15 protein-coding genes are annotated in these 18478 nt (G+C 47.1%); 7 read left to right on the top strand and 8 right to left on the bottom strand.

All coding sequences use genetic code 11. The features are described from left to right. Nucleotides 1-9 precede the first annotated feature (9 nt). Nucleotides 10-2784 (bottom strand): TonB-dependent receptor, encoded by a 2775-nt coding sequence (locus tag KD145_RS13030; protein WP_212006305.1) that lies wholly within the window; start codon nt 2782-2784, stop codon nt 10-12. Between the two features lie 226 nt (nt 2785-3010). Here KD145_RS13030 and KD145_RS13025 point away from each other — a divergent pair, with 226 nt between their 5' ends. Continuing rightward, nucleotides 3011-4399, top strand: a complete 1389-nt coding sequence (locus KD145_RS13025) for a Gfo/Idh/MocA family protein (protein WP_212006304.1) — start codon at nt 3011-3013, stop codon at nt 4397-4399. A gap of 143 nt (nt 4400-4542) precedes the next feature. Continuing rightward, complete coding sequence (locus tag KD145_RS13020; protein WP_212006303.1) at nt 4543-6585, top strand: S9 family peptidase; 2043 nt, start codon at nt 4543-4545, stop codon at nt 6583-6585. Nucleotides 6586-6694: 109 nt separating this feature from the next. Here the strand turns inward: KD145_RS13020 and bioB are convergent, their stop codons facing one another. Together bioB and KD145_RS13010 are read right to left on the bottom strand one after the other, a co-directional pair. Then, entirely contained in the window at nt 6695-7687 is a 993-nt protein-coding gene (gene bioB, locus KD145_RS13015; RefSeq protein ID WP_212006302.1) for a biotin synthase BioB, read from the bottom strand. Between the two features lie 41 nt (nt 7688-7728). After that, nucleotides 7729-8340 carry a hypothetical protein gene (locus KD145_RS13010; RefSeq protein WP_212006301.1) on the bottom strand — a complete coding sequence of 204 codons (612 nt, stop codon included), beginning with the start codon at nt 8338-8340 and terminating at the stop codon, nt 7729-7731. A gap of 142 nt (nt 8341-8482) precedes the next feature. Between KD145_RS13010 and KD145_RS13005 the strand changes: the two genes are divergently transcribed. Next, complete coding sequence (locus KD145_RS13005; RefSeq protein WP_212006300.1) at nt 8483-9964, top strand: PLP-dependent aminotransferase family protein; 1482 nt, start codon at nt 8483-8485, stop codon at nt 9962-9964. A gap of 8 nt (nt 9965-9972) precedes the next feature. Here the strand turns inward: KD145_RS13005 and murI are convergent, their stop codons facing one another. Both murI and KD145_RS12995 read right to left on the bottom strand, forming a co-directional pair. After that, on the bottom strand, nt 9973-10800 hold the full coding sequence (gene murI, locus KD145_RS13000) for a glutamate racemase (protein WP_212006299.1): 828 nt from the start codon (nt 10798-10800) through the stop codon (nt 9973-9975). An 11-nt stretch (nt 10801-10811) separates the two neighbouring features. After that, nucleotides 10812-11477, bottom strand: coding sequence for a carbonic anhydrase (locus KD145_RS12995; protein ID WP_212006298.1), 666 nt, complete (start codon nt 11475-11477; stop codon nt 10812-10814). Between the two features lie 159 nt (nt 11478-11636). Between KD145_RS12995 and KD145_RS12990 the strand changes: the two genes are divergently transcribed. Then, entirely contained in the window at nt 11637-13280 is a 1644-nt protein-coding gene (locus KD145_RS12990; protein WP_212006297.1) for an ABC-F family ATP-binding cassette domain-containing protein, read from the top strand. A 116-nt stretch (nt 13281-13396) separates the two neighbouring features. Here KD145_RS12990 and KD145_RS12985 read toward each other — a convergent pair whose 3' ends face one another. Beyond that, entirely contained in the window at nt 13397-13792 is a 396-nt protein-coding gene (locus KD145_RS12985) for a response regulator (RefSeq protein ID WP_212006296.1), read from the bottom strand. A gap of 580 nt (nt 13793-14372) precedes the next feature. Continuing rightward, nucleotides 14373-15335 carry a hypothetical protein gene (locus KD145_RS12980; RefSeq protein ID WP_212006295.1) on the bottom strand — a complete coding sequence of 321 codons (963 nt, stop codon included), beginning with the start codon at nt 15333-15335 and terminating at the stop codon, nt 14373-14375. 103 nt (nt 15336-15438) lie between these two features. Here KD145_RS12980 and KD145_RS12975 point away from each other — a divergent pair, with 103 nt between their 5' ends. From KD145_RS12975 to KD145_RS12965, 3 genes are read left to right on the top strand one after another with little or no spacing between them, the layout of a single operon-like run. Further along, on the top strand, nt 15439-16164 hold the full coding sequence (locus KD145_RS12975; protein WP_212006294.1) for a ribonuclease H-like domain-containing protein: 726 nt from the start codon (nt 15439-15441) through the stop codon (nt 16162-16164). Between the two features lie 25 nt (nt 16165-16189). After that, the gene (gene holA / locus KD145_RS12970) at nt 16190-17185 is read left to right on the top strand and encodes a DNA polymerase III subunit delta (protein ID WP_212006293.1); all 996 of its coding nucleotides are present in this window, start codon (nt 16190-16192) and stop codon (nt 17183-17185) included. An 8-nt stretch (nt 17186-17193) separates the two neighbouring features. Beyond that, complete coding sequence (locus KD145_RS12965; protein WP_212006292.1) at nt 17194-17484, top strand: hypothetical protein; 291 nt, start codon at nt 17194-17196, stop codon at nt 17482-17484. On the opposite strand, the gene KD145_RS12960 is transcribed toward KD145_RS12965, so the two are convergent. Continuing rightward, complete coding sequence (locus KD145_RS12960) at nt 17481-18422, bottom strand: bifunctional riboflavin kinase/FAD synthetase (RefSeq protein WP_212006291.1); 942 nt, start codon at nt 18420-18422, stop codon at nt 17481-17483. The two genes, KD145_RS12965 and KD145_RS12960, sit on opposite strands and share 4 nt — an antisense overlap. Nucleotides 18423-18478 lie beyond the last annotated feature (56 nt).

Raw genomic sequence — 18478 nt, 5'->3', positions numbered from 1 at the left:
CGGTAGGTTTTAGAGTTTGAAACGAAGGCCCAGCAGGTAAGTCTGGCCATAGGTGTTTTTACGTACGGAAATGTTTTTGCCTACTTCCTGCTGTGGTACGCCGGCAGCAGATTTTTCAGTGTTGGCGCTCTTGATGAACAGCTCATACGGTGTGTTCAGCAGGTTGCCGATTTTGGCGTAGGCATACAGGTTTTTCCATATTCTTTTTTCTGTAGAGAAGTCCAGCTGAACGAAACCTTTCTGCCAGATGTCATTGTTGAGATACTGGGATACGATATCAATACGTTCGCCGGTGTAAACCATAGCCAGCTGTGCATCGAAGCCGGAGTGGGTGTCTTTATACAGCAGAGAGAGATTGCCGATATGTTTGGACTGGCCCTGCAGCGGACGTTGCTGTGTTACTGTGCGTTGAGTGATGTTACCATCATCTTCGCGGTACCACAGCGCTTTGTTGCTGGTGATGGAGGAATTGGTGAAGGTATAGTTGAAACGGATACCAAATTTGCGGATGTATTTGGTGGCTTCCAGCTCAAAACCGTAGTTGGTAGCGGTACCGAAGTTGCCGCTCATGAGATAGATATTACGGCCTGTTTGTACCAGAGCAGATTCAATCGGATCTTTGATGCGTTTGTAGAATACACCTGCCAGCAGCTGGTCCAGTGCTTTAGGGAAATATTCATAGCGCAGGTCGAAGTTATCGGAAGTAGCTCTTTTCAGATAAGGGTTACCAACTTCGGTATAGTCCTGGTCCGGATCTCCGCCATGGTGCGGGATCATTTCATAGAAGCCCGGACGGCTGATAGCAGCGTAGTACGAGAGACGGATATTTCTTTTATTGTCGGGCATGTATTTAAAGTGGATGCCAGGTAATACGTCGATGTATTTAACCTTACCTGTTTTGCCTTCCACATTGGGTGTTACAGCGGATTCCCAGCTGGCGTTGGTATGTTCCACCCTTACGCCGGCCAGTGTCTGCAGGTGTCCTATCTGGAATTTCACCTGACCATAATAAGCAATTACTTTTTCGGTGAAGTCGTAGTTAAGAGCATTGTCAGATGTACCGATTTTATTGAAAAGGGTGAGCTTATGTGCGTCGATATCACCGGTGAAAGCCTGCGTGGTAGAGTCAGGGCGCAGCGTGTATTCGTCATAGTTACTATGGCGTTGTTTATGACGGTACATGCTACCTACGGAGATTTCTGTTTTGGTACCGAGGATTTTGGGAGAATAGATGAAGTTGAGATAACCGCTTTTGTCTTCGTCTGAGTTACGGGCCCATTCGTGGGTAACACCTTCAAGTGCGTCGAGCAGTACGGGTTCCTGTTTGAGGCTGTTGTCCTTCTGCGGAGTTACGCCGGTGTTGACATTCAACTCTGTACGGTTAGGCACATTGGCGCTGGCTTTGGAGTATACGGCAGACCAGTTCATATGCAGGTGGGAGGCCAGTTTGTGATCACCTTGAAGGGTGAAGTTGCTGATCTCCTGTACACTACGTTCGCTGCGGTAGTTGTTGCTCACCCTGCCGGAGCCGGGCACGGTACGGCCCAGCTCCAGGCTGGTGTCTGAGCTGAAGCGGAACAGGTTCTGGCCCAGATTCATGTAGGCCGCATACAACGATACCTGTTGGTCATCGTTGAATTGATAGTCCACTTTGGCGTGCATGCCAGCACGTTGTTGCTGGATGGAATACTGCCTGTTTTTGGCAGCAGTGAACGCCGGGTTGTTGTTGGTTTTGTCTACTTCAGTTTGTAGGTATAGGGATTGGTTGGAACGATAAGTATTTTGATAGCTGATACCTGCGATAGCGCCCAGTTTACCGTTTTTACTACGACCACCTGCACTGATACCGAAAACACTTGAAACAGGTGCCTTGCCTGTATTAAAATGCAGCGGGTTGTTGGTGAAATCCTGTCCGTTAGCTTCGTAGTTGTTGCCGTTGCGGAAGCGGGGAGAGGTTTTGGCAGAGCCGCTTTTATCGAAACGGGTGAAGTCGTTGTTAAAGAGCGTTTGTGCGTAACCGATAGCAGCGTTGGCATTCAACATAAAACGTGCTGGCGCGTCTTTCATAACCATATTGGTGGCGCCACCGATCGCATCGCCTTCCATATTGGGTGTAATGGCTTTGTATACTTCCAGGCGGTCTACCAGGTCGGCAGGGAAGATGTCGAGGGGTACATACCTGTTTTTATTATCCGGACTGGGTATTTTGATACCGTTGATCAGCGTATATTGGTAACGTTTATCCATGCCGCGGATGATGGCGTAATGGCCGTCTCCGTTGTTGCTGCGCTCCAGGGAAACACCGGATACACGCTGCATCACGTTGGCGATAGTGATATCAGGAGATACCTGAATAGCATTGGCAGATACGGCATTCAGCACCATATCGGCTTTCTGTACGGTTTTTATAGCTGTCTTTTCACTGCCTTTGTCACCTTTACCTGTAACAGTCAGTGTTTTCAGGGATACATCTTTGGATTCCATCGCGATCACCAGTGTTTTTACCGGACCTTCGCAATGAATTTTCTGCTCTACTTCATGATGCCCTAAATCTTTTATCTTGATTTCATAATCACCTGCGGGAACATTACGGAAGATGAAACTTCCATCCAGACCAGTGGTGCTGGTAGCACTGTAATGCTCGTTCTTCAGTTTCACCGAAGCGCCGGTCAATGGCTGCCCCGTTTGTTTGTCTGTTACATTTCCTTTCACGCCGGTTGTCGTTTGAGCGATGGCTCCGATTCCCAACATGATAAAAATAAATAGTGGTAAAAATGTTTTCATGCTACAGTCTGAGTTTTACCGGCGAAATAACCGCTCTTCCAGCAGTAGTGCACTATAGAAGGCATTAAGTCTTTATGAAGGAATTATGAAGTTTGCATTAAGTTTTGTTATACCGACTGAAGCCTTGCTGCAGGCCATAAAAACAGCCTATTTACCGCTTGTAATTCGTTTAGGTAATTCCTGATTTTTTTTATTATTATGGAACTCCTTTTAAAAACCTTTTAATATGTCAGATCAATCCCGTAGGAAATTTATCAAGCATATAAGCAGTACTGCAGCACTGCTGGGTGTGGGTCAACTGGCCGCTCTGGCCAAAGAACGCGAACAGGTAACCTTGTTGCAGCCGGACAATCATTATTCAGCCAACGATAAGATTCGCATTGCCTGCGTAGGTATGGGCATCATGGGTTTTGGAGATGTAGACACCGCTCTGAAAGTACCCGGTGTGGAGCTGGTAGCCGCTGCGGATCTGTATAGCGGACACCTGACCCGCGTGAAGGAAGTATATGGTCCTAACGTATACACTACCCGCGATTACCGCGAACTGTTGCACCGTAAAGACATCGATGCCATCATCGTAGCTACTCCCGACCACTGGCATGATACCATCTCTATTGCTGCCATGGAAGCTGGCAAAGCAGTGTATTGTGAGAAACCAATGGTGCAGCAGATTGAAGAAGGACATAAAGTAATTGCTACCCAGCAACGTACCAAAGCGGTATTTCAGGTGGGCAGCCAGCGGGTAAGCAGTGTAATGCTGGCAGAAGCACGCAAACGTTACCAGGCAGGTGAAATAGGACAGCTCAATATCGTGGAGGCCCGCATGGACCGTCACAGTGCACTTGGCGCCTGGCAATACTCCATACCAACCGATGCTTCGCCTGCCACCGTTGATTTTGATACCTTCCTGAAGGATACGGCCAAAGTACCATTTGACGCTAAACGTTTCTTCCGCTGGCGTAACTATCAGGCTTACGGCACCGGCATCCCCGGTGATCTGTTCGTTCACCTGATCTCCGGACTACACTTCATCACCGGCTCTCTGGGCCCTACCAGCATCTATGCCAGTGGCAACCTGGTACAATGGAAAGATGGTCGTGATGTGCCTGACGTAGTCGTAGCCATCTTCGATTACCCTGAAACCAAAGAACATCCTGCATTTCAGATGACTCTCCGTGTCAACTTCGCTGACGGCAGCGGCGGTGGCGAATACACTCGCCTCATCGGTACAGACGGTGTCATGGAACTGGGATGGAATGACTTTAAAATCAAAAAACACAAACTGCCAGAGGCACCCGGCTACGGCGGATGGGATACCTTCCGGACTTTCCCCGAAGCGCAGCAGGCCCAGTTTGTAAAGAACTATAATACACAATATGGCTCCGAAAGAGGTAATGCTGTAGAAACATCCAGCTCCTTTGCGGCTCCGGCGGGTTACGACGACAGGCTAGATCACTTTAAGAACTTCTTCGAGTCAATGCGTACAGGCAAGACCGTAGTAGAAGACGCCACCTTCGGCCTCCGCGCTGCCGGCCCGGCACTGGTGACCAATCAGAGTTACTTCAGCAAAAAACTGCTGCGCTGGGACCCTCTGAAGATGCGCGTAGTGAGTTGATCCGTAAAAAAATCTCCGGTAATCACTAAAATCAGTCTAATCCTGGTATCAAATCCTTAAATTGAGTAAAACCTATTTCTATGCAAAGGGTATTTTTACTTTTAGGAATTGTGTTAATGTCTTGTCACGAAACGAAAAAAGAAATGAATAAGGAGAACATTCAACCTCCCGTAGCAGAAAAAATTGAGAAGAAACTGACGATTCACGGGGATACCAGGATTGACAATTATTACTGGATGAACGAACGGGAAAACCCCAAAGTACTGGCATGGCTACACGCAGAGAATGCATATCTCGATACGACAATGGCTCCCGAAAAGGAACTGCGGGAAAAATTGTTTGACGAGATGAAGGGACGCATCAAGGAAACAGATATGAGCGTGCCTTATCTCAAAAACGGGTACTATTATTATTCCCGCTTTGAAAAAGGCAAGGAGTATCCGATATACTGCCGCAAAAAGGGCAGCCTGGAAGCCGACGAACAGATCATTCTGAATGTCAACGAACTGGCGGCCGGCCATGCCTATTGCCAGGTGGCCGGGCTGAATGTTAGCGAAGACACCAAACTGCTGGCTTATGGCATAGATACGGTTAGCCGTCGCCGTTATACCATCCATGTGAAAAACCTGGAAACCGGCGAAATGTTTTCCGATATCATCCCCGAAACAACCGGCAGTTCCTGCTGGGCCAGTGATAACAAAACCCTGTTCTATAGCCGTAAAGACACAGTAACACTGCGTCCCGACCGCGTTATGAAACATACGCTGGGTATTTCCGGAGAGAAGGAAGTGTATCATGAGAAAGATGAAACCTTCAGTCTGGAAGTACATAAAACCAAATCCGGTAAATACATCGTTATCCACAGCGGTAGCACCCTCTCTTCTGAAACCCGTATCCTGGATGCTTCAAAGCCGGATGGCGCCTTCAGTGTGTTCCAGCCCAGGACAAAGGATTTGCTGTATCATATCGATCATAAAGGAGATAAGTTTTACATCGTTACCAACCTGGATGCCTTGAACTTCCGGCTGATGGAGACATCCCTCCAGGAAACCGGTAAACAACACTGGAAGGAAGTGATCCCTCATCGCAGTGATGTGCTGCTGAGCGGAATAGAGCTGTTCAAGGATTTTATGGTGCTCGAAGAACGTAAGAACGGTCTTACACAAATACGGGTCATCAATGATAAAACCCATCAGGACAAATACCTGTCTTTCTCAGAACCGGCCTATGATGCCTATGTAGGCCATAATCCGGAGATGGACAGCAAAGAATTGCGCTATCATTACACTTCTATGATCACGCCTAACTCTGTGTATGATTATAACATGGAAACCGGCAAACAGGAGTTGAAACGGCAGCAGGAAGTCCTTGGTGGATATGATCCTAAAGATTATGTGACAGAACGTTTGTTTGCTACTGCTACAGATGGTACCAAAATACCAATCTCCATCGTCTATAAAAAAACGTTTCATAAAAATGGAAAAGGGCCGTTGTTGCTGTATGGCTACGGTTCTTACGGACATAGTCTGGATGCGACCTTCAGCTCCAACCGTATCAGCCTGCTGGACCGTGGTTTTGCATTTGCCATTGCTCATATCCGCGGTGGTCAGGAAATGGGACGGCAGTGGTATGAAGATGGGAAAATGTTTAAGAAGAAGAATACCTTCACGGATTTCATTGACTGTGCTACCTATCTCATAAAAGGAAACTACACAAATCCCGGACAGTTATACGCTATGGGCGGTAGCGCCGGCGGCCTGCTGATGGGCGCGGTGATCAATATGCGTCCTGATTTGTTCCACGGTGTAGTAGCGCAGGTACCTTTCGTAGATGTGGTCACTACCATGCTCGATGAAAGTATTCCCCTCACCACCGGCGAATTTGATGAATGGGGTAATCCAAAAAATAAGGATGCCTACGAATATATGAAGTCCTATTCACCGTATGACAATGTAACGGCTAAAGCATATCCCAATATGCTGGTCACCACCGGGTTGCATGATTCGCAGGTGCAGTATTGGGAACCGGCCAAATGGGTAGCCAAATTGCGGGAGTTGAAAACAGATCATAATCTCCTGCTGTTGCATACTGACATGGAAACAGGCCATGGCGGTGCTTCCGGCCGCTTTGCGGCTTTAAAGGAAATAGCCCTGGAATACGCTTTCCTGCTGAAACTCGCCAAATAATTAAAGCCCAGGACTAAAGTCCTGGGCTATATTAGTTTTGGCCTTTAACCCAGGCCATTATCTTCGATATTATCCTCGATATTAGCCCAGGGCTTTAGCCCTGGGATCCTTAATTTATTTCTCCAACGCTTTCTTTTGTGCTGAGTTTGGGCTTCAATCCAAGATTTTGTAACATCTGCATATCTTCTGATACGCCCGGGTTGGGAGTTACAAGTAATGTCTGACGTTCGCCGGTGAAGATGGAATTGGCGCCGGCCATAAAGCACCAGGCCTGTTCGGATTCTGTCATTTCGATACGACCTGCGGTGAGGCGTACGGTGGATGCAGGCATAACGATTCTGGCGGTGGCGATCATCCTTACCATATCCCAGGCATCTACCTTCGGATTGTTTTCCAATGGTGTGCCTTTTACCCTGGCCAGTGCGTTGATGGGCACGGATTCCGGATGTTTGGGCATGGTAGCCAGTGTCAGCAGCATAGACATACGGTCACGGTGGGTTTCTCCCAATCCGATGATACCGCCTGAACATACGGTGATGCCGGCTTTACGGACATTGTTGATGGTATTGATCCTGTTATCGAAATTCCGGGTGGAAATGATTTCGTTATAATATTGTTCGGAGGTGTCGAGGTTGTGGTTGTAGGCATGTAATCCGGCTTCCTGGAGGCGGATGGCCTGTTCTTCGGTCAGCATGCCCAGTGTGCAGCAAACTTCCATGCCCAGTTCATTCACGCCTTTTACCATATCGATTACACGGTCAAAATCGCGGTTGTCTCTTACTTCTCTCCAGGCTGCGGCCATACAGAAGCGGGTAGATCCTGTCTCCTTGGCTTTTTGAGCGTGTGCGATAACGGTTTCGGTGGGCAGTAATGCCTGTACTTTGATATCGGTATGGTATCTGGCTGCCTGACCGCAGTAGGAGCAGTCTTCCGGGCATCCGCCGGTTTTAATGGATAAGAGGGTGCATACCTGTATTTCTTTGGCGGAATGCCACTGGCGGTGTACGGTGGCTGCCTGGTATACCAGTTCCAGCAAAGGCTGATCGTAGATGGCCTGGATTTCTTCCAGGGTCCAGTCATTTCTGATAGCTGATGTCATCATTGCGAATTAAGTGGGTGATAAGTAGTATAGCGCTTCCTGTATTATGCAAAAACCTGTAATTCCTGGCCGATGGCGGCGAGCCATCCTTCAAACAGCTGTTGTTCCAGCAACCGGACATGTTGAGCATGTTCTTCCCAGCGGGCATCGAATCCCTGCAGCTGGTGGATCATTTCTTCGAGGTGACCTTCTTCTTCCACGATGATGGAACGCACCATCACCTTGCTGCCGGTTTGGTCCAGTACCTGCTGGTAAACCGGATACAGCTCGTCAGCACGCACTTCTATGGCGTAAGTCACAAAGAGGTAGGCGGCATATTTCAACTGGCTGCCTTCCAGACCAAATGCTTTTTTCAGGTAACGGCAGGTCTGTATGTCCAGCTGGTGCAGATAATGCCTGGTCTGCTGTGCTGCCAGCAGCTCATGGAGCTGATAGGTTTTGCAGGTATCGGTGCTGACTTTGGCAATCTGTTTTTTCAGGTAATAGGCATGCCGGTGTTCTTCTGCGGCATGTTTAAGCTGGATAAAGTCCACCAGGCTTGGATGTTCGCAGGCTGATATCTTTCTGGCTCCGGCATTCTCCATAAAGGAAAGGGTGTTGAGCCATTTGGCATGCAGGTGGTCATGTCCAACAATATGTTGCAGTAAAGCTTCCATTTACGACTTTGTTTCCAGTCAAATGTAACGGCTTGCCGGATTGGTGATATGGGCCGGTTTTGATATAGTTGCTGGTCCGGTTGGTGTTTTTGCTGACTTGTGTTAATTTGCCGGACTGTTTTTGTTGATTTATTTTTGATATATGAGTAGTCCGGTTCCTTACAAAAGCTTTGTTCAGATAGACCGACAGTCCGGTACGGCCATCTATTTACAGATTGCCCACCAGTTGATCAACGCCATCCAGCGCGGTTTTCTGGTAACCGGGACCAAACTGCCGGGTACCCGACGCTTTAGTGAACTGCTGGAAGTGAACCGCAATACCATCGTAGCGGTGTTTGAGGAACTGGACACACAGGGCTGGATAGAAACACGCCCCAACAAAGGCACTTTCATCATCGGGAAAATAGATGCCAGGCCCCTGAAGATCAGGATCGCACAGGAAAATCAGCTGGCGCATTATCCAAAAGAGACCGGTTTCTCTTTTAAAAAGTCAAGTCTGCTCGACAACCCCTTCGAACACTCTTCTTGTGAATATGTGTTCAACGATGGCACACCGGATATCCGGCTTACGCAGGTAGACCACCTGTCCAGTCTGTACAGTGGTCATCTCAAAAGAAAGAGCAACCGCAGCAGGCTGGGTTATTATAATCACGATGGCAGCGAATTCTTTAAAAAACACCTGTCCAATTACCTCAACCAAACCCGTGGCCTGCATATATCAAAGGATAATATCCTGATCACCAGGAGTACGGAAATGAGCGTGTATATCACCTCCGAGATCCTGCTGTCGCCAGGAGATACCGTATTGGTCGGAGATCTGAGCTATTTCTCTGTCAATATGATTTTCCAGAAATCGGGTGCCCAAATCATGTCCGTACCCATTGATGAGGAAGGGATCGATGTGGAAGCCATTCGCAGCATCTGCGAAAAACATACGATCCGCATGCTGTATATCACCCCGCACCATCACTACCCGACCACTGTTACGCTGGCGGCTCAACGAAGAATTGAGCTGCTTAACCTGGCCGCAGAATTCGGGTTTATCATTCTGGAAGATGATTATGATTATGATTTCCACTATGACAATGCGCCTGTACTGCCATTGGCCAGTGCCGATAAAAGCGGGATGGTGGTGTATATTGGAGCTTTCGGTAAATCACTGGTGCCCGGGTTCAGGACCGGTTTTATCATAGCACCGGAAAACCTGATGACAGAGATGCGGAAATACCTGGGTATCATCGACCGGCAGGGTGATGTAATGATGGAGCAGGTATTGGGGGAGATGATTGAGACGGGAGAGATACACCGTTATCTGAAAAAGTCACTTAAAATATACCGGGAAAGGCGGGATCATATTGTAGACGTGCTGCAAAGGGAGCTGCAGGAGTTTATAGACTTCAGGAAACCTGCCGGAGGACTGGCCGTCTGGACCCGCTGGAAAGAGCCGCTTAACCTGCTGCAATTGAGCAGGGCCTGTTCCAGAAATAATCTGTTTATCCCCAAAACACTGCTCTATCAGCATAAAAACCTCACCGCTATGCGGCTGGGCTTCGGGCATTTTACCCTCGATGAGGCGGAGGCCAGCATTCAGATTCTCCGGCAGGGCGTGTTGCAGCAGTTATAAGCTGTACACTATGAGTGTTGTTTCCAATCTATTTTTTCTGACTGTACTGCTTTCCCGAAGAAGATTTCAGCCATACGATCAAAGATGGCCGGATCATCGGTGGTGAAGAAGCGGCGGTTGTCGTTCCGGCTAAGCCTTGACTCCATTTCAGGATGGCGTTTCAGATAATCCTTCAGGCTGTGGCCCACAAGTTTACCTTGTGATAAGACAGCAATGCCGCCGGGCAGATATTGTTTGATTTTTTTCATGAGCAGCGGGTAGTGGGTGCATCCCAGTACCAGCGTGTCAATATTGGGTGAATATGAAAGGATTTTGTCAATATATTCCTTTACGAAGAAGTCGGCCCCGGCGTTTTCATGTTCATTGTTTTCCACCAGCGGCACCCACATGGGGCAGGCCAGCTGGTAGGTTTGTACATGTGGAAAAAACTTTTTGATCTCTATCGGGTATGACTCGGAGGCCACAGTGCCATTGGTGGCCAGGATGCCTACCTCGCCGGTTTGGGTGATGGTGCCAACCATTTCGGTGGTAGGGCGGATGACACCCAGTACCCGTTTGTCGGGTGCTATCCTGGGAAGGTCCTGCTGCTGGATGGTGCGCAATGCTTTGGCAGAGGCGGTATTACAGGCAAGGATGACCAGCGGGCATCCCATATCGAACAGTTTTTGCACACATTCCAGCGTATAGGCGTGGATGGTGTCGAAACCGCGGTTACCATACGGGGTGCGGGCATTGTCGCCCAGATAGATATATTCGTATTGTGGTAATTCTGTAATGATTTCCTTGAGGACAGTCAGTCCTCCGTAGCCGGAGTCAAAAACACCGATTGGGCCCATAGTTGTTGACTTTATTGGTTATTATCTTTCTGCATCATCCCGGCGCCGGTGAGGTCGTAGATTTTCTGGATCTCGTGCAATACGCCTTCGAAGTCGATTTTCAGGTCTTTCAGCAGGCCGTTTTTAAGGTCGTATACCCATCCGTGTACGATAGGGTAGCCTTTGGCCAGATATGATTTCTGTACGGCAGCAGTTTTGATGACGTTGATGGCCTGTTCCTGGGTGTTGAGCTCTACCAGCCTGTTATAGCGGTCATGCTCATCGGTGATGGCATTCAGTTCGTCCATATGAAGACGGTACACATCGCGGATATTACGCAGCCAGGGGTTGAGGATGCCCAGGTCTTTGGGTTGCATGGCCGCTTTAACCCCACCGCAGTTGTAGTGTCCGCAAACGACGATATGTTTTACCTCCAGGTGTACTACGGCATAGTTGATCACAGCCATGACGTTGAGGTCGGTATTGGGTACCAGGTTGGCAATATTGCGGTGCACGAATACTTCACCGGCTCCCAGTCCCATGATTTCGTTGGTGGGCACCCGGCTGTCACTACAGCCGATATAAAGGTAGGCAGGCGTCTGCGAGTCCGCCATCTTCTCAAAGAAGTCCGCATCGGTGGCCAGTTTGGAAGCTACCCATTTGCGGTTGTTTTCAAATACCTGGTTATAGTCTGTCATGCAGTAACAAATTTTGCGCTAAAGATACGTATTGATTATTTACATGGATACAAGCCATTAAAAATCAATCGTTAAATGTTCAGCCAGCTAGCAATCTGTTAACTTGGAAAGCCCGTATAGTATTTGTACCTTTGCAGCTTCAAAATTTACATAGCCAGCATGATCAGTGTTAAAAACGTGACGCTCTCTTTTGGTAAGAGAGTTTTGTTTGACGAAGTAAACCTCAATTTCACGAAAGGGAACTGTTATGGTGTGATTGGGGCCAACGGGGCAGGTAAATCTACCTTCCTGAAAATATTGTCCGGTGAGATAGATCCGAACAAAGGCACCGTGGAAATCACTCCCGGCGAGCGTATGAGCGTACTGAAACAGAACCACTTTGAGTTTGATGAGGTTACGGTACTGAATGCAGTATTGATGGGTAACAAGAAGCTCTGGGAGATTGCGAAGGAAAGAGATGCCATCTACGCCAAGGAAGATTTTACAGAAGAAGATGGTATACGCGCAGGTGAACTGGAAGGTGAATACGGCGAGATGGGTGGTTACACCGCAGAAAGTGATGCTGGCGTACTGTTGGGCGACCTGGGTGTAAAAGAAGAGATGCATGGCATACTGATGAAAGATATTGCCGGTAACCTGAAAGTAAGGGTACTGCTAGCCCAGGCACTGTTCGGTAACCCCGATATCCTGCTGCTGGATGAGCCCACGAACGACCTGGACGTGGAAACTATCGGCTGGCTGGAAAACTTCCTGGCCGACTACGAAAATATCGTGATCGTAGTATCCCACGACCGTCACTTCCTCGACGCGGTATGTACGCACGTAGCCGACGTAGACCGCGCCAAAATCCAGATCTTCAGCGGTAACTACTCCTTCTGGTACGAGTCTTCCCAGTTGATGGCCCGTCAGATAGCCGATAAAAACAAGAAAATGGAAGACAAGCGTAAAGACCTCATGGACTTTATCGCCCGCTTTAGTGCCAACGCTTCCAAAAGTAAACAGGCTACTTCCCGTAAAAAAGCCCTCGAAAAACTGGTTATCGAAGATATTCAGCCTTCCAACCGTAAATACCCTGGTATCATCTTCAAACAACAACGTGAAGTGGGTAACCAGATCCTGAACCTGGAAAAACTGGAAAAATCAGTAGACGGCCGCAAGCTCTTTACAGACGTGACTTTCTCTGTCAACAAAAACGACAAGATCGCCTTCCTCTCTAAAGACCATCTGGCCCTCACCACCTTCTTCCAGGTTATCAGCAATGAAATGGAAGCAGATAATGGTAAAATAGAATGGGGTACCACCGTTACCAGTGCTTCTCTGCCTAACGATAACGCCACCTTCTTTACCGATGCCAGTGTCAACCTGATGGACTGGCTGCGTCAGTACGTGCCTGCGCATGTAACAGACGTAGACGAACCATTCCTGCGTGGATTCCTGGGTAAAATGCTGTTCAGCGGTGATGAAATCATGAAAAAGACCTCCGTGCTGAGTGGTGGTGAAAAAGTACGCTGCATGATCAGCCGTATGATGCTCCAGGACCCTAACGTACTGATCCTGGATGAGCCTACCAACCACCTGGACCTCGAGTCTATCCAGTCTTTCAACGAAAGCATGATCAACTATAAAGGTATTGTGATGTTTACTACACATGACCATACCTTTATGCAGTCTGTGGCCAACCGTATCATCGAGCTGACACCAAAAGGTATCATCGACCGCATGATGACCTTCGATGAATACCTCGCTGATGAGCGTGTGAAGGCATTGCGTGAAGAAATGTATGGTATAGCAGTACCAGCCTAGCATAAAATATTATAAAAACAAAGAAGCCATTGATCAATGTCAATGGCTTCTTTGTTTTTATAATTCGCTTTAATCTTCGCTTATCAGGAACATCAGCATCATCACATAAATCATCATTACAGGTATTCCTCAATCACCTTCATCTTGTTTCTATCCAGTGGTTTGGTGATATAGGCCATTAGCTCAGGTGTATGTTGTACCTTCTGCATATCCCGCACATCTACGGAAGAAGAGCACATAATGATAGGAATGGTGCTTTTCAGGGATGATTTAAGCCCGCGGTATGCTTCAATGAAGTCCCATCCGTTCATCCTTTGCATATTCATATCCAAGATAATAAGAGAGGGCAACGTTAGCTGGGGTGTGCTGGATAGCTGTTCAATGGCTTCTTCTGCACATAGAAAAGAGGTAATTACAAGATTATCGTCCTGTTGCCCCAACATCTTTTTGATAATGAAATGAAAAATCTCATCATCATCTACAACGTACACTATTTTATTCATGTCTTCCATGCTTATGGTTTATTTGGGCTTCTGAACTACTGAACTTATCCGGTAAATAGCATCAGGCATGCGAAAGGAAGGGGATGAAAAAATCCATGTATCAGTGTTCCTGTTCGCAATAAATGATCGCGCTTCAAGGTTGAACAAAATACTGAAATCGCTGATCGTTTATGACTTTAAACGGGTTAAATCTGGTACAAAAATAATCTGGTCACATCCTCGTTCTCAAAACATTAGTTTCCGATTACCCCACCAGTACGGCTGGCCCTTAGGCTATTTGTAACTATAGGCGCAAAGAACGTTAATTTAATTTTATTTTTATATATAACTTTTTATCAATAACTAATCGTTAACAATTCGAAGAAGTGAAAAAAACATCAGAAATGCGGACTGTACAGCCTTTTCCGAAGGAATGAACGATAGGGAGAGAAGGGTAGGGGTGATGGTGCTGTTTTATCTTGATGGCTATTGCCGGCAAAGGAGTTTAATGATCAAGGGGCTGGTAGCAGTAATAGCTTATTTCAGCAGATATAAAAAAGGCTGATCATATGATGATCAGCCTTTTAAGTTAATATTTTATCGGAATGGATTAAAACAGACCGCCTTTTCTGAGGGTCACTTTACCCTGGCCGATTTTAAAACCATTGTGGTAGATTTCAACTGTATAGTCACCTACTTTATAGTCAGAGTTCTGTTTCCAGTCCATGGTAACAGACTGTTTCTGACCAGTAACATAAGCGACAGTTTTTTTGGTAGTGTACAGTTTTTCTGTACCATCTTCCAGTGTAAATCTGCCGGAACCCAGTGCTTCTACTGCCAGCGGTGTATTGTCGGGGGCAGTGATGGATACAAAGATTTCCTTGTCGCCGGTAGGAGCAATTCTGTTGTCATCCAGGTCAAAGCTTACACGCATCATATCAGCACGTTTAGCTTTGGTAGTTTCGATTTCCTTGCCGTTGTGTTTGATACGGATAGGTTGTAACTGAATATTGGAGGCATGCAGTACAGAACCTAGGTCTACCTTTTTGTTCAGGCTGTCTTTTACAACTGAAACGGAATCCCTTTCTTTGCGGGCAACATCACGTTCTCCGGCCAGCACAATTTTTTCACCTTCCAGGCGCTCGATGGTCTGTTGATAACCTTCAATGCTGGATTTCAGTTGTTCAATCAAACGACGGGCTTCAGCCAGCTGTGCCTGAGTGGCATTTTTGTTGGTCAGAATGCTGGAAATACGGGCTTTCATATCCTGAATTTCCTTATCCTTGGTTTTTACCAGGCTGTCCATACGGGTGTTCTGGGAAATCAGATCGTCCAGACGGGCATTGGCTGCGTTATACTCCTGCTGTAAAGCGTCACGGGATGAAGAGATAGAATCTATCTGAGTGGTCTTTTGTACGATTTGCTCGCTGGTTTTATTTTTGTCATACAACATGTAAATCCATGTTCCTGCCAGCGCCGCAATTAAAATACCGTAAATTAGACCATTGCGGCTCCGTGGTTTTTCTGATCCGGGTGAGCCCGGCGCAGGTGTGTTAAAAGTGTTCTCAGTCATAGTTGTTTGTTTTATGTTTTATTGTTATATGGTTAAAAAACATTATTCAAAAATACTACAATAATATTTTTATTTTATAAAATATATAAAACAGTTTTCACACGTGTTACCCAATATTGGATTAGATCAGTTATTGTTGTTGGACATAGAAACAACTCCGGCCACTGCGGCCCTGGATCAGTTGCCTGCAGATATGCAACGGCTCTGGATCGAGAAAATTGCAAAAACTGCGCCAGAATCAGAAAATGAAGCGGAGGCTTATGAAGACAAAGCCGGTATCTACGCTGAATTTGGAAAAATAATATGTATATCTGCCGCTTTCTTCAGCCTGGAAAATAATGCCTATCATCTGAGGATGAAATCCTTTTATAATGATGATGAAGCAATTGTGCTCAATGGTTTTTTAGGATTGGTAAATAAATTTTATGCAAAGTATCCGGGCTTCCAGTTTGCCGGCCACAACATAAAAGAATTTGATATTCCTTTTATTTGCCGCCGGTCTGTTATTCATCAGTTATCTTTGCCCAGACCTTTACAACTATACGGCTTCAAACCATGGGAAATGCCCATGCTCGATACTCTCCACCTCTGGCGTTTCGGGGATATCAGGCATTATACCTCCCTGAAACTGCTGACCGCCGTCCTGGGCATAGAAACGCCCAAAGATGATATAGACGGCAGCATGGTAGGCAAAGTATACTGGAAAGATCATAACCTGGAAAGGATAGCGGCCTACTGCCAGAAAGATGTGATCGCAGTAGCCCAGCTCCTGCTCCGCTTTAAAAGGATACCGCTGTTAAAAGAAGAACAGGTCATCCTGGTAAAATAAACCTTACCAAACACAAGCACAACAAATGGAATATCAGGATATTATACGCGACTGGAAACAGAAAAAATTCCGGCCCCTCTATTGGCTGGAAGGTGAAGAAGATTTTTTTATAGACCAGGTAACCAACTACGCCGAACATCACCTCCTCGACGAAGCCGAAAAAGGTTTTAACCTCACCATATTATATGGTAAGGATACTGACTGGACCGCCGTGGTCAACACTTGCCGCCGCTACCCCATGTTCGCCGAAAGGCAGGTAGTCGTACTCAAGGAAGCACAAGCCATGCGCGACCTGCTGAAGCTGGAAGCCTATATCGAAAATCCCCTCGCCTCCACTGTGTTCGTAGTAGCCCATAAACAGGGAAAAATCGACGGCCGCAGCAAACTCGCTAAACTGATCAAGGAAAAAGGCGTCCTGCTGGCTACCAAAAAAATGTACGACAACCAGCTGCCCGCCTGGGTGGAATCCTACGTGAGCAGCCGCGAACTGGCCATCTCCCAGAAAGCAGCCATCCTCCTGGTAGACCATATCGGCAACGACCTCTCCCGTATCGCCAATGAAATCGATAAACTGCTGGTCAATCTTCCCGCAGGGAAAAAAATCGATGAAGGCGATATCGAAAAATATGTAGGTATCAGCAAGGAATACAACGTATTTGAACTGCAAAATGCGATCGGACAGAAAAATACCGCCAAAGTATTCCGCATCATCTCCTACTTCGCAGCCAATCCCAAGGCAGCTCCCATCCAGATGACCCTGCCGGCCCTGTACAACTTCTTCGCCAAGGTAAACCTCATCTTCGGCGTAAAAGGCGGAGAAAAGGAAGTGGCCACCGCTTTGGGTGTACATCCGTTCTTCGTGAAAGATTATATGAACGCTGCCCGCCAGTACGGCCCGGAAGGCACTGAAAAAGCCATCCTGCTGCTGCATCAGTATAACCTGCGAAGCATCGGTATCAACGACAGCGGCGTGGAAGACGGGGAACTGATGAAAGAGCTGATGTATAAAGTGATGAACTAATAACTACCGTGAAACGAATATTCTTAAACCCTATACTCCGTGCTACCTGCGGCATTCTGTTGCTGGTGCTGGGTTTTTTTATGCTATGTATTACTGCTGTGTTCGTGGTCGTTGCATTTACAGACAAAGGTCCCTTATGGGATGAACCTGGTTATAAGGTAGGCTGGATCATCGTTTTTCTCGTGATGACCACTATTACAGGCGGGTTGACATGGTTATTCCTGTACAAAGGATATAAGCTTTGCAGGCCACCGGAAGAAAAGGAAGAGGTAATTGAATTGTTGGGAGAAAAATTTTAAGCTTTTTCTCCCAATATTTCCCTGGACTGGGCAGAATCCTTATCCATCTGCACAATCAGGTCCTTGATATCATCAAATTTCTGGTTGGCGCGGATATATTCTATGAAATAAACGGTCAGCTCCTGATCGTAGAGGTCTGCGTTAAAATCAAACAGGTGTACTTCCAGGCGGAGGTCGGTACCATTAAAGGTAGGCCGGAAGCCAATGCTCATCACAGCGGGTAACAGGCCCTCCTGATCAGGTACTTGTACCCGTACAGCATAGATGCCTTCTGCAGGAATGAGTTTTCTTTCGTCTTTCAGATGGAGATTGGCAGTAGGATATCCCAGCTGTCTGCCCATTTTGTCGCCATGCACAACGGTGCCGCTCAGAAAATAGGTGTAGCCCAGCAGCTCATTGGCCAGCAGTACTTCACCTTCCTGCAGGCTCTTACGGATTTTGGTAGAGCTTACGGTAAGGTCGTTGACAACCTGTTGCGGGATTTCCAGCAGCCGGAAACCATACCGTTGCTGCTCCATTTCCAGCAGCTCCAGTCCGCCTTCGCGGTTGTGGCCGAAACGGTGATCATAACCGATAATGATGGTATGAGGCTTGAAACGCGCTATCAGGAAGTCTTCCAGGTATTCCTGTGCTGATAGTTCGGAAAAGGCTTTGGTAAAAGGTACTACTACGAGATGGTCTACACCAGCCTCTTCCAGCAGGGCGATTTTTTCCGGCAATGTAGTGAGCAACCGGATATTATTGGGTTTGGGCATTAATACCTCTCTCGGATGGGGATCAAAAGTGATAATGACCGTTTCTCCGTTACACTCCGCAGCAGCCTGCTCCAGTTGTTGTATAATGAAGCGGTGCCCTTCATGTACGCCGTCAAAAGTGCCTATCGTGATAACAGCATTACGGATCTCCGGTAATTGCTTTAAGTCCCTGTGAACCTGCATATAATTCAATAACGTCAAAAATGCCATGCAAATCTAACACATTCAGCGGGCATTAT

The sequence above is a fragment of the Chitinophaga sp. HK235 genome (assembly GCF_018255755.1).
Classification (GTDB): Bacteria; Bacteroidota; Bacteroidia; order Chitinophagales; family Chitinophagaceae; genus Chitinophaga.
Note: the sequence above shows the minus strand (reverse complement) of the source record. Positions and strands in the feature narration are given on the sequence as shown.

Bases quoted from the DNA above. Each gene is read 5' to 3' on its own strand.
- KD145_RS12980 (WP_212006295.1), bottom strand. From the start codon at position 15,335: ATGACTGAGAACACTTTTAACACACCTGCGCCGGGCTCACCCGGATCA.
- KD145_RS13010 (WP_212006301.1), bottom strand. From the start codon at position 8,340: ATGGAAGCTTTACTGCAACATATTGTTGGACATGACCACCTGCATGCC.
- murI (WP_212006299.1), bottom strand. From the start codon at position 10,800: ATGGGCCCAATCGGTGTTTTTGACTCCGGCTACGGAGGACTGACTGTC.
- KD145_RS13020 (WP_212006303.1), top strand. From the start codon at position 4,543: ATGAATAAGGAGAACATTCAACCTCCCGTAGCAGAAAAAATTGAGAAG.
- KD145_RS12990 (WP_212006297.1), top strand. From the start codon at position 11,637: ATGATCAGTGTTAAAAACGTGACGCTCTCTTTTGGTAAGAGAGTTTTG.
- holA (WP_212006293.1), top strand. From the start codon at position 16,190: ATGGAATATCAGGATATTATACGCGACTGGAAACAGAAAAAATTCCGG.
- KD145_RS13025 (WP_212006304.1), top strand. From the start codon at position 3,011: ATGTCAGATCAATCCCGTAGGAAATTTATCAAGCATATAAGCAGTACT.
- bioB (WP_212006302.1), bottom strand. From the start codon at position 7,687: ATGATGACATCAGCTATCAGAAATGACTGGACCCTGGAAGAAATCCAG.
- KD145_RS12960 (WP_212006291.1), bottom strand. From the start codon at position 18,422: ATGCAGGTTCACAGGGACTTAAAGCAATTACCGGAGATCCGTAATGCT.
- KD145_RS12985 (WP_212006296.1), bottom strand. From the start codon at position 13,792: ATGGAAGACATGAATAAAATAGTGTACGTTGTAGATGATGATGAGATT.
- KD145_RS12995 (WP_212006298.1), bottom strand. From the start codon at position 11,477: ATGACAGACTATAACCAGGTATTTGAAAACAACCGCAAATGGGTAGCT.
- KD145_RS13005 (WP_212006300.1), top strand. From the start codon at position 8,483: ATGAGTAGTCCGGTTCCTTACAAAAGCTTTGTTCAGATAGACCGACAG.
- KD145_RS13030 (WP_212006305.1), bottom strand. From the start codon at position 2,784: ATGAAAACATTTTTACCACTATTTATTTTTATCATGTTGGGAATCGGA.